This window comes from Micromonospora sp. CCTCC AA 2012012, from assembly GCF_040499845.1.
GTDB lineage: Bacteria > Actinomycetota > Actinomycetes > Mycobacteriales > Micromonosporaceae > Micromonospora > Micromonospora mangrovi.
The window spans coordinates 4,908,338-4,922,336 of record NZ_CP159342.1 but is presented as its reverse complement, the minus strand read 5'-3'; the positions used below and the strand labels follow the sequence as shown (position 1 = coordinate 4,922,336).

Below are 13,999 nucleotides of genomic sequence, written 5' to 3'. Positions count from 1 at the left end.
CCTGCGTCTCCTACCCGGCTGAGGTTAGTCGGGCCGTACCCGCGCCGCGACCGCCCGGGGACCGCCGTCGCGCCCAGCGGCCGGCAGCGCGCGCCCAGTAGTAAGGACGGCTGCCTTTTCGCCGCCGGACCGCCGCCCCCGCGCGGTGGACGTGGTTCGGGTCGCGTTGCGGGCGGGTGGGGGTCGGGCGGGGTGGCCGGGTGGATAGCGTGACGGGGTGACCGCCGATCCGCTCGCCCCGCTGCTCGCGCTCGCCGACATCGCGCCCGCCGTCGAGCGGGCCCGCGACCAGGTCGACCAGGCCCACCGGCACCGCGCCCTGCGGCGGCACGGCGGCCAGGTCGCGGCCGAGGTCAGCCTCCGCTCCGCGGTGGCCAGCGCCGCGCTGGAGGGGCACGTCCACGAGCGCGAGGCGGTCCGCTCCGGCACCGTCACCGACCCGGTGCTCCAGGGCGCGCTGCGGGTCGCCGGGGCGCTGCCCGGACTGAGCGAACTCTGGCCGAAGGCCCCCCGGCAGGCCCTCGCCCGGCTGCACGTGCTCGCCGCCCGGGACGTGGTGAGCGAGGCCGAACTCGGCCGGCCGGTGGCCGACCCGGTGGTCGCCGCGCGCCTCGACGGGCTGGCCGGCCTGGTGGCCGGCGGCACGAAGGTCTCCCCGCTGGTGCTGGCCGCCGTGGTGCACGGCGAGCTGCTGAACCTGCGCCCGTTCGCCGGGCCGTCCGGGGTGGTGGCCCGGGCCGCCGCCCGGCTGGTGCTGATCTCCACCGGCTTCGACCCGCGCGGGCTGGTCGCCGTGGACGTCGGGCACCGGGAGCGGGAACCGGAGTACGTCGGCGCGGCCGGTGCCTTCGCCACCGGCACACCCGACGGGCTGCGCTCCTGGCTGCGCCACTACATGGCGGCCGTCGAGGTGGGCGCCGACCAGATCGGCCTGATCGGCGACGAGGTGCTCGCCGCCGCCTCCTGACCCCTCCCGCCGGTCGGTGCCCGGCGGCGGTCAGGCGGTGACGGCGGGGGTGGCCGCGCGGGTACGGCGGTGGCGGCCGTACCAGGCGATGCCGATGGCCACGCCGACGCCGACCCCGAGCGCCGCGGCGGCCACCGGCACCGCGGGGCGCTCCCGCAGCCGTCGGCCCAGCGGGATCGGGTGCCGGAACTCCAGCACCGGCCAGGAGTTCTCCACGGCCAGCTTGCGCAGAGCGCGGTCCGGGTTGACCACGGTGGGGTGGCCGACGCACTCCAGCAGCGGCCGGTCGCTGTACGAGTCGGAGTAGGCGTACGAGTCGGCCAGGTCGTAGCCGCGCGCGGTGGCCAGCTCGCCGACCGCGTCGACCTTGCTCGGGCCGGCCGCATAGAACTCGACCTCGCCGCTGTAGCGCCCGTCCTCGACCGCCATCCGGGTGGCGATCACGTCCGTGACGCCGAGCAGCGCGCCGATCGGGCGGACCATCTCGTCACCGGAGGCGGAGACCAGCACCACGTCCCGGCCGGCCGCCTGGTGCTCCTCGATCAGGGCGGCGGCCTCGGCGTACACGTAGGGGTTGATCAGCTCGTGCAGCGTCTCCGCGACGATCTGGCGGACCTGTTCCACCTGCCAGCCCTTGCAGAGCGTGGCCAGGTAGTCCCGGGTGCGGGCCATGGTCTGCTCGTCGGTGCCGCCCAGCCGGAACATCAGCTGCGCGTACGCCGACTTCACCACGTCCCGCCGGGTGATCAGCCCATCCCGGTAGAACGGCCGTCCGAATGCCAAGGCGCTCGACTTGGCGATGACGGTCTTGTCCAGATCGAAGAAAGCGGCACTTCGGCCCACGGCGCGAAAGTCTAGCCCGAGGACTCCGCGTCGGCGGGTGCCCGGGGGTTCCGCTGGTGGAACACCTCGTGCCCCTCACCATAGGGTGATGGTGATCACACTCTCCGAACACAAATTAGCAGTCTGTGGACCGTACACCACTCGACGTATACCGGTCCGCTGCGGCATGCTGGTTCACGCGACGAGCGTTCACGTCCCGTTCGCGCGGCAGGCCCTCGGCGGTTGCACCCCCCGTGACCGCTGAGTGGGTTCGGCTCAACCCCCCCCGGAGCCGAACCTCCAGACGACCCCCGTCACCCCCCGACGGGGGTCGTCCCTTTCCGCTGGAGCGCTCCAACCCCAGGTCACCGCTCGAATTCCTCCCCGGACCTCCGTCGCTGCCGGTGGAACCCGGCGACAGCCCGGGCAACCTCGTCCGCCGTCCAGGTCGTGTCCCTGCTGACGGGGAAGTGGGGCAGCGAGGAGGCAGCGTGTCGGAGCCGGAGGGATTCCGGGAGTACGTGGTCGCTCGCCAGGCTGCGCTGCTGCGTACCGCGCGGCTGCTCACCGGGGACTGGCAGCAGGCGGAGGACCTCGTGCAGACCGCCCTGATGAAGGTGTGGCCGCACTGGAGGCGGCTGACAGCCGAGGGTGAGGATCCCGACGGGTACGTGCGGCGGGTCGTGATGACCAGCTATCTGACGTGGCGGCGGCGGCGCTGGTGGGGCGAGCGGTGTCTCCCGGTGCCGGATGTCTCGGACGCCGGTGACGCGGTGGCCGGCGTGGATCTGCGTGATTCGCTCGCCCGGGTGCTGCGAGGGCTGCCACCCGCCCAGCGGGCGGTGGTGGTGCTGCGGTTCTACGAGGACCTGTCGGTGGAGCAGACCGCCGCGCTGCTCGGCTGCTCCGAAGGCACCGTGAAGAGCCAGACCGTCAAGGCTCTGCACAAGCTCAAAGGCGTGGTGGCGATGGGAGAGCTTCGATGAGCGGGCCCGACCTCGAACGGCAGGTCTCGGTCGCGTTGCGCGACCTGGTCGACGGACAGGTGCCTTCGTCGCCGATTTTCGACCGGCTTGCGGACCGGGTGCGCCGCCGCCGACGCCGTCGACTGGCCGGAACGGCGGCCGTCCTGGTGGCGGGAGCAGTTGCCGCTACCGGATTCCTGCCCCGCCCCGGCGGCGGCGACACGGCCCCGGGGGCGGTGACCCCGGCGACGTGTCCGGACAGGGACTCGGGACAGGTGTCCAACCCGGATCGCCCGGAACTGTCCGGCACGCTCGTACCGGACAATCCCGCCGTCGCCACGATCTGCCGCTACCACGGCGCCGCCGCATCCGAGCCTTTCGGGACGCTGGCCCGCTCGGCTGCCCTCAGCGACGGCGCCGCGGCTTCACTCGCCGCTGACCTGAACGCGGGCAGGCGACTCCCGGAAGGTCCCCGCAGCTGTCCGATGGATTCCGGAGGGTCGATCCGGATCATCTTCGCGTACCGCCGCGGCGGGACGGTGACAGTGCGAGTTCGCCTCGCCGGTTGCCGCACCGCCTCGAACGGTAGGACAGAGCTGCTCACATCCCAACCGACACAGCAGCAACTGAGGGACCTCGTGGGTCGACCGTGACCCGCACCCCGTGGGCTCCCTCTTCCACGGCGGTCAGCGGATCACCGCCCGCATCGTCCTGTCCACCGGCTGGAAGCAGACCAGCCCGAAACCCTGCCCGTTCGTCACCACCCACGGATGACCGACGTAGGTCTGCTGCCGGTAGGACTGGCCGGGCTGGAGCACCGCGTACTGCTGCCGGTGGCCGTCGTAGTCGAGCCAGTAGACGATCACCGCCTCCGCGCGGGCGTTGGCAAAGTCGATGAAGGTCTCCGGACCGCCCCCGGCGGACCGCAGGTACGGCTCCTGCGAGGGCGGCAGGGGGGTCAGCTCGTCCGACCGGGGCGCCGGCGGCCTCGGTGAACTGGGCGACGGCGTCGGGCTGGGCTTCCTGGTGGGCGGACGCGTCGGCCGGTGCGTCGGACGGGGCGGCATCGACGCGCGGGTGGAGAGGGAGACCGGTGCCGGGGAGTAGCTGATGGTCGGCAGCAGCTCCGGGTCGACCGATCGCGGCGGTTCCGCCTTGATCGCCTCCCCGGCGCGGGGCGGCGGCAGCTCGGGTCGCGGGGGCGTGTGGAAGATGCTCCACGCCCCGACCACCAGCAGCACGAGCAGGCCGACGGCCAGCGAGGTCAGCGTCGCCGGGGACAGATCCCGCAACCAGGCCTCACTCCACGACCGTCCGTCCGGGGCCGTCGTCGGTCCGCCCCGAGCGGGTACGTACCCCGGCCGGTGCTGCCCGTCGCGGACGGCCGCCCCGGTGTGCAGCACGGGCGGTGGCGTCGGGCGGCGGTGGGGGTCGCCCGGTCGGCTGGTCGCCCGTCGGTTTGGCTCGGCTCCGTGCGTGTCGTCCGGTGAATCCGCCATGGCCCCGATTCCGAGTGCACGGTGCCGCTCGTTCGGCGACACGGGGCATCGATTATGTGCGGGCCTCGCTCCCCGCCGTCAATGGTTCCGTCCGGCCAAAATGTCGTGACTGTTGACCAGCGGTTTTCCTGCGGTGGCGGTCGATCGTCGACAGGTCGCGGACCGTCCGGACGAAGTTGCCCGTGCGGTGTGACGCGCCCGGACCGCAGTGCGCTTTTGGCGCTTCGTGGCCATAGCAGATTCTTCCGCCCTCCGGGCGCTGTCCACAGGGGCCGTGGTTGTCCACAGGCGACGATGCCGGGGCGACGGCCCGGCCCGATCGCGCGGCACGCTCGCCGGCAGCATCCCGAGCCCGACCGCTGGAGGCCGCCATGCCGCCCCGTACGCCGCTGCCCGCGCACCGACGCCTTCCCCTCCTCGTCACCGCCGACGGCGACCTCCTCGACGAACTGCTCCGCCTCGCCGCCGCCGGTGGCACCGAGGTCGAACTCGCCGCCGACCCCGCCGCCGCCCGGGCCCGCTGGCTGCCCGCGCCCCTCGTGCTCGTCGGCGGCGACCAGGCACAGGCGTGCCTGCGGGCCCGGCTGCCACGGCGGTCCCGGACGGTGCTGGTGGGGCGGACCGGCCAGCTCGACCCGGCCACGGACGTCGCCGAGCTGATCGGCGCGGAACACGTCGCCACCCTGCCCGCCGCCGAACCGTGGCTGGTCGACCGGTTCGCCGAATGCGCCCCCGACCGGCCGGGCGACGGCACCGCCCGGATCGTCGCCGTGCTCGGCGGTCGGGGCGGCGCGGGTGCCAGCGTGCTCGCCGGTGGGCTGGCCGTCACCGCCGCCCGGGCGCGGCTGCGCACCCTGCTGGTCGACGCCGACCCGCTCGGCGGCGGCCTGGACCTGGTGCTCGGCTGGGAGCAGCTCGAAGGGCTGCGGTGGCCGGCGCTCACCGCCACCGACGGACGGATGGACCCGCCCTCGCTGGTGCGTGCGCTGCCCAGTCGAGGTGACCTGGTGGTGCTCTCCTGGGACCGGGGCGACCTGCGGCACCTGCCCGCCGAGGCGATGGTCGCCACCGTCGACGCCGCCCGGCGGGGCCGGGACGTCGTGGTCGTCGACCTGCCCAGACAGCTCGACGACGCGGCGGTCGTCGCCCTTCAGGCGGCCGACCGGACCCTCGTGGTCGTACCGGCCGAGCTGCGGGCCACCGCCGCCGCGGCCCGGGTGGTCGCCGCCGTCGCCCCGCACTGCGCCGACCTGGCGGTGATCGTGCGCGGCCCCGCACCCGGCCGGCTGAAGGCAACGGAGGTGGCCCGGGCGCTCGGGCTGCCGCTGGCCGGCACCCTGCGCCCCGAGCCGGGACTCTGCCGAGGGCTGGAACGGGGCGAGGCGCCCGCCGCCGCCGGGCGGGGCCCGCTCGCCGTCCTGTGCCAGCGGCTCGTCGGCGAGCTGACCGGCCGACCCGAGACGGGGGCGGCGTGACCGGGCCCGCCGACCCCGGGGAACTCGCCGCCCGGGTACGGCAGCGGTTCGCCACCGCCGCCACCCCGGTCACCCCGGCCGCCATCGTCTCCGCCGTACGGGCCGAGCCGGACGCCGCCGTGCTCGGTGACACCGCGCTGCTGCGGATCGCCGACCGGGTCCGCGACGACCTCGTCGGTGCCGGTCCGCTCGCCCCGCTGCTGGCCGACCCGGAGGTGACCGACGTGCTGGTGAACGGCACCCGGGTCTGGGTGGACCGGGGGCACGGGCTGCACCAGGTGGCGGTGCCCCTCGGCACGGTCGACGACGTACGCCGGCTGGCGCAACGCCTCACCGCGGCCACCGGGCGGCGGCTCGACGACGCCGCCCCGTACGCGGACGCCCGGCTGCCCGACGGGACGCGCCTGCACGCCGTCCTGCCTCCGGTGGCGACCGACGGGCCCTACCTGTCGCTGCGGACCTTCCGGCAACGTCCGTTCACCCTCGACGACCTCGTCCGCCAGGGCACCGTGCCCCGTCCGGTCGCACCGGTGCTCGCCGCCGTGGTGGCCGCCCGACTGGCGTACCTCGTCACCGGGGGCACCGGCTCGGGCAAGACCACGCTGCTCAACACTCTGCTCGGGCTCGTGCCGACGACGGAACGGATCGTGCTGGTGGAGGACGCCGCCGAGCTGCGCCCGGTGCACCCGCACGTGGTCGGCCTCCAGGCCCGGACGTCGAACGTGGAGGGTTCCGGGGTGGTCGGCCTCACCGACCTGGTCCGCCAGGCGCTGCGGATGCGCCCGGACCGGCTGGTGGTCGGCGAGTGCCGGGGCGCGGAGGTGGTCGACCTGCTCGCCGCGCTGAACACCGGGCACGACGGTGGCGCGGGAACGCTGCACGCCAACGCAGCCACCGACGTACCGGCCCGGCTGGAGGCGCTCGGCATGCTGGGCGGGCTGCCCCGGGTGGCGCTGCACGCCCAGGTCGCCGCCGCTCTTCAGGTGCTGCTCCAGGTGCGCCGCGGAGCGGAGGGCCGACGGCTGGAGTCGATCTGCCTGCTGGTGCCGGAGGGTCCGGACCGGCTGCTGACCGTCGTACCCGCCTGGATCCGCGGCCGGGGGCTGGGGCTGGCGGCCCGCACGCTGGGCGCGCTGCTGCGGGACCGGGGAGTGGCCGTCCCGCCGATCCTCTGCGCCGCCTGGCCCGGTTCGGCGGGTCCGGCGTGATGCGGACGGCCTGGCTGGTGACGGTGCTCGTCGTGGTGGCCGCGGCGGTGGTGGCGTGGCCGGTGCGGAGCAGTCGACGGCGGCGTCGGCTGGTCCTCGGCGGCCCGTCGGGACCCGAGCGGGGCCGACCGGCTCCGGGCCCGACGATCGGGCACTCCGCCCCCGGCCACCGGTCCGACCCGGCCCGGCTTCGGGCCGCCCCGACGCCACCGGGCGGGACCGCCCATCGCGCCCGACCCGACCTCCGACCAGGGGTACGCCCCGACCCGGCGGACCGAGACGAGCAGCGGTACCGGCCGGTGGTGCGGCCGGAGCCGGTCCGGCCTCCCGGCCGGCACGACCCACGCCGGCCCTTCGGCCGATGTGACGTCCCGACGACGCACCTCGGCGGCGCCCTGCTGGTCGGGGCGGCCGACGGTGCCGGCGTCAGGGATGGCGGACGGACAGGTGAAGCAGTCCGGGGTGGTGTCCCGCACGAGGCGGCCCGCCACGACGGGATGCCCCTCACGGCCGGTGAGCCGGCCGTCGTCCCGCCACCGGTGGTCGGCGGCGGTCACCGGGAAGCAGTCGTCGGAGGGGAGATCCCCGGGACGAGGGGGTGGCTCACCCGTACCGCGGCGCGTTTTCCGGGGCGGATCCTGGTCGCTGTCGTGCTCGTGTCCGGGGTGGCCGCGGGTGTCCTCGCCGGTCCGGTCGCCGGGGTGGCCCTCGCCGCGTACGGCGGGCTGGGCGTGCGTGGCGTGCTCCGCCGGCAGGCGCACCGGCGCGCCGACCTGCTGCGGCGGCGAGCCCTGGAGCAGCTCGCCGGGCTCGCCGCCGACCTGCGGGCCGGGCTGCCCGTGCCGGCGGTGCGCACCTGGGACGGGCCGGTACGCGTGACGGCGCTGGCCCGGGCGGCCGTGCACCTGGCCGACCGCACCGGCGCGCCCCTGGCGGAACTGCTCGAACGGGTCGAGGCCGACGCCCGGGCGGCGGATCGTGGGCTGGCCGCGGCAGCCGCGCAGGCCGCCGGGGCCAGGGCCACCGCCTGGCTGCTCGCCGCGCTTCCCCTCGGCGGCATCGGGCTCGGTTACGCGATCGGCGCCGACCCGGTCACGGTGCTGCTGCACACCCCGATCGGCGGCGGCAGTGCCGTCGTGGCGATCGGGCTCCAGGTCGCCGGCCTGGTCTGGGCGGAGCGACTCGGCGGGACCCCCGGGCGGGCCGGCTGATGCGCCCGCAGGAGCTGGCAGTCGGCTGCCTGGTCACGGCGGCGCTGCTCACCGCGTCGACGGGAGCGCCGGGGCGCGGGACGCGCCGCCGACTCCGCCTGCTGCCACGCGGCTCGGGCCCGGCAACCGGTCAGTCCGATCAGCCGGGCGACACCGGCCGGATCGGCTCCGAGCCGTGGACGTCCGGCCCTCCGGGCGACGCCGCGTCCGACCGCCCAGGGTGGCAGTCCGAGCCAGGGATACCCGGCCGTCCGGGTGACGCCGCTTTCGACCGGCCTGGGCCGCGGTCCGAGCCCGGGGCATGGGTGCCCGGCCGTCCGGGCGACGCCGCGTCCGACCGGGCGGTGCGGCGGCCGGACCGGATCCGGCTCGGGGCGGGACTCGCCGGTGTCGCCGCTCTGGTCGTCGTCGGTGGCTGGGCCGGTCTGCTGGTCGGGGCGCTGGTCGCGGTCGCGGCGGACCGGTTGTTGCGGCGGCTCACCCCGCGTGCCGTCCGGGACCGGCGACTGCGCGAGGTCGCCGACCTGCCGCTCGCCGCGGACCTGCTCGCGGCGGCGCTGCGCGCCGGTGCGCCGGTGGACCGCTCGGTGCTGGCCGTGGCGGAGGCGCTCGGCGGGCCGCTCGCCGAACGGCTGGCCCGGGTCGGCCGCACGCTGCTGCTCGGCGGTGGCCCGGAGGAGGCCTGGTCGCACCTGCGGCCGGTGGCCGGTGCCGACCCTCTGGTGGCTGCCGCGCTCAGGTCCACCAGCAGCGGTGCGGCGCTGGCCGGCGCGCTCACCCGGCTCGCCGACGAGCTGCGGGCCGAGCGGTCCACCGCGGCTGAGGCGGCGGCCCGGCGGGCCGGCGTGCTCATCGTGCTGCCGCTCGGGCTCTGTTTCCTGCCCGCCTTCATTCTCGCCGGTCTGGTGCCGGTGATCGTCGCCGTCCTCGGCGACCTGCTCTGAACCATCGAGAAGGGGTACGACATGCGCAAACTCCTCCGTCGCCTGCGCGGTGACGCCGGTATGAACACCGCCGAGTACGCCGTCGGCACGCTCGCCGCGGTCGCCTTCGCCGGCATCCTGCTCAAGGTGCTCACCTCCGGCAACGTGCAGGCCGCGCTCACCGCCGTCATCGACCGGGCGTTGAAGTGACCGAGCGCCGGCCGGCCGGGGGCGACCGCGCCCAGATTCCTCCTGCCGCTCACCCCGGACGGGCGACAGGCGACCGTGGTTCGTTCACCGCCGAACTGGCGGCCGGCCTGCCGGCGCTGGTCCTGCTCCTCTTCGCTGGTCTCACCGCGGTCGACGCGGTGGGGACGAAAGCCGGCTGTCTGCACGCGGCCCGGGAGGCGGCACTCGCCGCCTCCCGGGGCGGAGCGGGCACCGATGCCGGCACCCGGGCCGCCCCCGACGGCGCGGTCGTGACCGTCGAGGTACGCGGCGACCAGGTGACCGCCACCGTCCGCGCCCCGGTCCGCGCACTCACCACCCGGCTACCCCGCATCACCGTGTCGGCCAGCGCGGTGGCGGCGCTGGAACCGGGCGGACCGGAGCCGCCGCCGTGACCGGGCGTGTCGGCCAGCGTGGTGCAGCGTGCTGGACCCGTGCCAGGTCCCTGACCACGTCCGTCGTGCGACCGGTGTGGCGCAGGCGATGGGTGGTCGTGACCGACCGCCACCGGTCGGCCGAGCGGGGCGGGGCGACCGTGTGCCTGCTCGCGGTCGGTCTGGTGCTGCTGCTGTTCGGGCTCTCCGGTGCGGCGGTCGCCGCCGCGCGGCTGGGGCGGCAGCGGGCCGCGGTGGCGGCGGACTTCGGGGCGCTCGCGGCGGCGGCCCGGGTGCCGGCCGGCGAGCAGGTGGCCTGCGCGACCGCTGCGGAGCTGGTCCGGGCCAACGGTGCCCGCCTCGTCGGCTGCCGGCTCGACGGGCTGGACGTCCTGGTCACGACCGAGGTGACGATCCGCCCGGTGCCGGGCCTGACCCGGGCCGCCTCGGCCACCTCCCGGGCCGGACCGGTTCGGGGCTGAGGGGTGCCGCCAATGCCCCGTCGCCCCCAGCCCTCGGGCGGCGGTCGGTTCACGTCGCTCCCGCCCTCCGGGAAGCCTCTACCGACTGGTGCGCGGGAGGTCGCGGGCAGCGGCTGCCGGATGTAGGTGCTGGGTGTGTGCCGGGAGGTCCGCCTCGGGCACGTGCCGTCACCGGCACGCGCCCGAGGTGCCGGTCAGCGGGCCTGGAGGGCGTCCAGGCCGACCGCCATCGCGATGACGAGCCGTCGGTCGACCTGCGGGTGCTGGATCTCGACGACGTACTTGTCGCGCAGGCCCCACTTCTTCACCACGGAGAACACCGGCTGGCCGCCGGCGACGAAGTCGAAGTGGTACGGCAGCCAGGAGAGCGAGTCGACGAACCGGCGCAGCAGCGCCACCGGCAGGCTGCGCTCCTGCCCCGTGACCTGCGGCAGGCCGGGCTGCTCGACGTGCCACGTCGAGCGCAGCAGCGACTGGGCGAAGTCCTTGCGGAACAGCCCGATCGGGTTCCCGGCGTGGTCGGTCACGTCGTACGTGGCGCCGAGGTCGAGCCGCTGACGGGCCTTGAAGCCGAGCAGCGGGGTCTGCTTGGAGTCGTCGGTGTAGATCGTCACCTGCTCCTTGAAGGCGAGCCGCTTCTGCTGCGCGAACGCGAGCAGCTCACCCTCCGTGCCGTCCGGCGCCACGGCGCGGACCTCGTACTGGTTGACCATCATCCGGATCCGCTGGCGGATGAAGAACTGGTGCTGGGTCTGCAAGGTGTCGAGCTGCATGCGATCTCCTTCGAGGGTGAACGCCGGAGTCTGGCACAACCCGCCCCTCAGCGTCCCCCTTCGATGGTGGCCTTCATCGCCCAGGCGTTGAGCACCTGGTGGATGCCGCGCAGGCGTTCGTTGATCTGTTCCAGGCGTTCCGCCTGGGCGAGGGTGGCCAGCGCGGAGCCGAGGGCGATCTGCTGGTCGGGGGTGAGGTTCTCCTGGTTGATCGTGTAGAGCAGGTCGACGGTCTCCGCGATGGTGTCGGCCACGGCTCCTCCTCCGGCGTCGGGACGCAGATCGGCTGACGGCTGAGCGCAACCCGCGACAGGGGCATCCATGGAAGCGCTCCCATGCATCAATGCCCAGACTCCGCGCCGATCATGCACGGCGCGCTCACCGGATCGGCGGCCTGGCGGTATCCGCCGGGCCGGGATGCCGCGATGGCGCCGGAGTGGAGTCGATCAGCGGGTCTGCTGCGGCAGAACCGGGGCCCGCCCGTCGGCCCCGGCCGAACCGCTACCGGGAGCAACAGGATCCGCAGGCGCGGCGGGCTCCGGTACCGGGGCGGGCTGTGGGGGCAGGTTGGCGAGGACCACGTCGAGGACCTGCACGGCCCCCGACTTGGAGAGCGGGTTGTTGCCGTTGCCGCACTTCGGGGACTGCACGCAGGACGGGCAGCCCGACTCGCAGCCGCACTCGGCGATCGCGTCCCGGGTGGCCCGCAGCCACGCCGCCGCCGTCCCGTACGCCCGCTCGGCGAAGCCGGCCCCGCCCGGGTGCCCGTCGTAGACGAAGACGGTCGGCGCCTCGGTGTCCGGGTGCACGGCCGTGGAGAGGCCACCGATGTCCCAGCGGTCGCAGGTGGCCATCAGCGGCAGCAGCCCGATCGCGGCGTGCTCGGCGGCGTGCAGCGCCCCCGGGATGTCGGCGGCCTCCACCCCGGCGAGCGCCAGCGACTCCGGCGAGACGGTGAACCAGACCGCGACGGTGCGCAGCTCCCGGGCCGGCAGGTCGAGCGGGCGGGTGTCGATCACCTCGCCGGAGGCGATCCGGCGACGCTGGTACGACACGACCTGGCTGGTCACGTCCACCTCGCCGAGGAAGAGCCCGACCGGCCCGGCGTCGACGTACGACCGGACCGACACCACCGAGAGCGAGGTGACGTCCCGGGCGTGGGTGGACCAGTCCGGCTCCTCGGCGTGCACCAGCGCGCACCCGTCGGTTAGGTCCAGCGAGTCGACCACGTACGAGACGCCCTGGTGCAGATAGACCGCGCCCGGGTGGATGAGGAAGTGCGACGAGCCACCGTCGACGGTGCCGAGCAGTCGGCCGGTGGACTCCTCCACCACGCAGACCGGTGCGCCGCCCTCGCCGCGCAGGTCGACCTCGGGGCGTTCCCGGTGCCGCCAGTACCAGCCGGTGGGGCGCTGCCGCAGCGCGCCCGCCTCGACCAGCGAGTCGACCGCCTCCTTCGCCCCGTCGCCGAAGAGTTCCAGGTCGGCGGGGGTGAGTGGGGCCTCGGCGGCGGCGCAGGCGAGCTGCGGGGCCAGCACGTACGGGTTGGCCGGGTCGAGCACGGTGGCCTCGACGGGCCGGCCGAAGAGCGCCTCCGGGTGGTGCACGAGATAGGTGTCGAGCGGGTCGTCCCGGGCGACCAGCACCGCGAGCGCCTCGTCGCCGGAGCGCCCGGCCCGGCCGGCCTGCTGCCAGAGCGACGCCCGGGTGCCCGGCCAGCCGCAGATCAGCACGGCGTCCAGCCCGACCAGGTCGACGCCGAGTTCGAGGGCGTTGGTGGAGGCGAGGCCGAGCAGGTCGCCGGTGAGCAGGGCGCGTTCCAGCTCGCGCCGCTCCTCGCGCAGGTAGCCGGCCCGGTAGGCGGCGACCCGGTCACCGAGCCCGGGGACCGCCTCGTCGAGACAGCGCCGGGCGTTCGCGGCGACCACCTCGGCGCCGCGCCGGGAGCGGACGAAGGCGAGGGTGCGTACCCCCTCGGCGACGGTGTCGGCGAGCAGGTCGGCGGTCTCCCGCAGCGCCGACCGGCGGACCTGGAGGAGATCGGCCTCCGCGGAGGGCGGGTCGGCGGAGGGGAGCAGCGGCGGCTCCCAGAGCGCGAAGGTCACCCCGCCGCGCGGCGAGGTGTCCTCGGTGACGGCGGCGACCGGCAGGCCGGTGAGCCGCCCGGCCGCCGTCGCCGGGTCACCCGACGTGGCCGAGGCCAGCACGAACACCGGCGTACGCCCGAAGCGGGCGCACTGTCGACGCAGGCGGCGCAGCACGTGCGCCACGTGCGAGCCGAACACGCCCCGGTAGGTGTGGCACTCGTCGATCACCACGTACGCCAGCCGGCGCAGGAAGCCGGACCAGTGGGCGTGCCCGGGGAGGATGCCGTGGTGCAGCATGTCCGGGTTGGTCAGCACGAACCGGGAGTGCCGGCGGATCCACTCGCGTTCGGCGCGCGGGGTGTCCCCGTCGTAGGTGGCGGGGCGTACCCCGTCGAGTTCCAGGCCGGCGACGGCGCGCAACTGGTCGGCGGCGAGCGCCTTGGTCGGCGCCAGGTAGAGCACGGTGGCGCGCGGGTCGGCCAGCAGGGTGGCCAGCGCCGGCAGCTGGTACGCCAGGGACTTGCCGGAGGCCGTCCCGGTGGCGACCACCACGTGGCTCCCCGCGTACGCCAGCTCGGCGGTCTCGGCCTGGTGCCGCCACGGGGCGACGACGCCGCGTCGGGCGAACGCCGCCCGCAGCTCCGGCGGGGTCCAGGTCGGCCAGGCGGCCGGCTCGCCGGCCCGGGCCGGCACCCGTTCGACGTGGGTGACCGGGTCGGCGGGATGCCGGGCGCGGAGCCGACCCAGCAGCTCGGCCGGCGGTCGCACCGGACCGGTGCCGGCGGATACGGTGGCCGACGGCTCCAGGTCGCGGCGCGGCGCCAGCCGGGCCGCGCTGAAGTCGTCGACAGTCACGTCCTGCACTCTCGCACTGGTGTTCGGAATTGGGAACCCGCGGCCGGGGGTATGAGGAAGCCCTCGCCGGTGACCCGCCAGAGGGTCGGCGGCGGGATGGTTAGATGCCCAGAAGAGTCTACGAGGAGGA

The 13,999-nt window shown here is 75.4% G+C and carries 15 protein-coding genes; 10 read left to right on the top strand and 5 right to left on the bottom strand.

Annotated features, from left to right (window positions below; all coding sequences use genetic code 11):
* Positions 1-217: 217 nt before the first annotated feature.
* Positions 218-967, top strand: coding sequence for a Fic family protein (locus ABUL08_RS21910; protein WP_350931841.1), 750 nt, complete (start codon positions 218-220; stop codon positions 965-967).
* A 30-nt stretch (positions 968-997) separates the two neighbouring features.
* On the opposite strand, the gene ABUL08_RS21905 is transcribed toward ABUL08_RS21910, so the two are convergent.
* On the bottom strand, positions 998-1,810 hold the full coding sequence (locus ABUL08_RS21905) for an HAD family hydrolase (RefSeq protein ID WP_350931840.1): 813 nt from the start codon (positions 1,808-1,810) through the stop codon (positions 998-1,000).
* A gap of 470 nt (positions 1,811-2,280) precedes the next feature.
* On the opposite strand from ABUL08_RS21905, the gene ABUL08_RS21900 reads away from it, so the two are divergent.
* On the top strand, positions 2,281-2,775 hold the full coding sequence (locus ABUL08_RS21900; RefSeq protein WP_350931839.1) for a SigE family RNA polymerase sigma factor: 495 nt from the start codon (positions 2,281-2,283) through the stop codon (positions 2,773-2,775).
* A complete protein-coding gene (locus ABUL08_RS21895) occupies positions 2,772-3,407 on the top strand; it encodes a hypothetical protein (RefSeq protein ID WP_350931838.1) in 636 nt (211 codons plus the stop codon). The genes ABUL08_RS21900 and ABUL08_RS21895 overlap by 4 nt, the downstream gene beginning before the upstream one ends.
* 33 nt (positions 3,408-3,440) lie before the next feature.
* On the opposite strand, the gene ABUL08_RS21890 is transcribed toward ABUL08_RS21895, so the two are convergent.
* Complete coding sequence (locus ABUL08_RS21890; RefSeq protein ID WP_350931837.1) at positions 3,441-4,046, bottom strand: VHL beta domain-containing protein; 606 nt, start codon at positions 4,044-4,046, stop codon at positions 3,441-3,443.
* Positions 4,047-4,624: 578 nt separating this feature from the next.
* On the opposite strand from ABUL08_RS21890, the gene ssd reads away from it, so the two are divergent.
* The 7 genes from ssd (at position 4,625) to ABUL08_RS21855 (ending at position 10,154) form a co-directional block, all read left to right on the top strand.
* On the top strand, positions 4,625-5,728 hold the full coding sequence (gene ssd, locus ABUL08_RS21885; RefSeq protein WP_350931836.1) for a septum site-determining protein Ssd: 1,104 nt from the start codon (positions 4,625-4,627) through the stop codon (positions 5,726-5,728).
* Positions 5,725-6,936, top strand: a complete 1,212-nt coding sequence (locus ABUL08_RS21880) for a TadA family conjugal transfer-associated ATPase (protein WP_350931835.1) — start codon at positions 5,725-5,727, stop codon at positions 6,934-6,936. The genes ssd and ABUL08_RS21880 overlap by 4 nt, the downstream gene beginning before the upstream one ends.
* A 650-nt stretch (positions 6,937-7,586) precedes the next feature.
* Positions 7,587-8,147 (top strand): type II secretion system F family protein, encoded by a 561-nt coding sequence (locus tag ABUL08_RS21875; RefSeq protein WP_377522437.1) that lies wholly within the window; start codon positions 7,587-7,589, stop codon positions 8,145-8,147.
* 305 nt (positions 8,148-8,452) lie between these two features.
* Positions 8,453-9,091, top strand: coding sequence for a type II secretion system F family protein (locus tag ABUL08_RS21870; protein ID WP_350931834.1), 639 nt, complete (start codon positions 8,453-8,455; stop codon positions 9,089-9,091).
* A gap of 21 nt (positions 9,092-9,112) precedes the next feature.
* Positions 9,113-9,280, top strand: coding sequence for a DUF4244 domain-containing protein (locus ABUL08_RS21865; protein WP_350931833.1), 168 nt, complete (start codon positions 9,113-9,115; stop codon positions 9,278-9,280).
* Between the two features lie 35 nt (positions 9,281-9,315).
* Positions 9,316-9,693: a TadE family type IV pilus minor pilin gene (locus tag ABUL08_RS21860; protein ID WP_350938762.1), complete on the top strand. Its 378-nt coding sequence runs from the start codon at positions 9,316-9,318 to the stop codon at positions 9,691-9,693.
* 98 nt (positions 9,694-9,791) lie between these two features.
* Complete coding sequence (locus ABUL08_RS21855) at positions 9,792-10,154, top strand: Rv3654c family TadE-like protein (protein ID WP_350931832.1); 363 nt, start codon at positions 9,792-9,794, stop codon at positions 10,152-10,154.
* A gap of 194 nt (positions 10,155-10,348) precedes the next feature.
* On the opposite strand, the gene ABUL08_RS21850 is transcribed toward ABUL08_RS21855, so the two are convergent.
* The 3 genes from ABUL08_RS21850 to ABUL08_RS21840 form a co-directional block, all read right to left on the bottom strand.
* Positions 10,349-10,927: an LURP-one-related/scramblase family protein gene (locus ABUL08_RS21850; RefSeq protein ID WP_350931831.1), complete on the bottom strand. Its 579-nt coding sequence runs from the start codon at positions 10,925-10,927 to the stop codon at positions 10,349-10,351.
* A 47-nt stretch (positions 10,928-10,974) separates the two neighbouring features.
* Entirely contained in the window at positions 10,975-11,181 is a 207-nt protein-coding gene (locus ABUL08_RS21845; RefSeq protein ID WP_242796119.1) for a hypothetical protein, read from the bottom strand.
* Between the two features lie 192 nt (positions 11,182-11,373).
* Positions 11,374-13,821 carry a DEAD/DEAH box helicase gene (locus tag ABUL08_RS21840; RefSeq protein ID WP_377522566.1) on the bottom strand — a complete coding sequence of 816 codons (2,448 nt, stop codon included), beginning with the start codon at positions 13,819-13,821 and terminating at the stop codon, positions 11,374-11,376.
* Between the last annotated feature and the right edge of the window lie 178 nt (positions 13,822-13,999).

Bases quoted from the DNA above. Each gene is read 5' to 3' on its own strand.
- ABUL08_RS21895 (WP_350931838.1), top strand. From the start codon at position 2,772: ATGAGCGGGCCCGACCTCGAACGGCAGGTCTCGGTCGCGTTGCGCGAC.
- ssd (WP_350931836.1), top strand. From the start codon at position 4,625: ATGCCGCCCCGTACGCCGCTGCCCGCGCACCGACGCCTTCCCCTCCTC.
- ABUL08_RS21865 (WP_350931833.1), top strand. From the start codon at position 9,113: ATGCGCAAACTCCTCCGTCGCCTGCGCGGTGACGCCGGTATGAACACC.
- ABUL08_RS21850 (WP_350931831.1), bottom strand. From the start codon at position 10,927: ATGCAGCTCGACACCTTGCAGACCCAGCACCAGTTCTTCATCCGCCAG.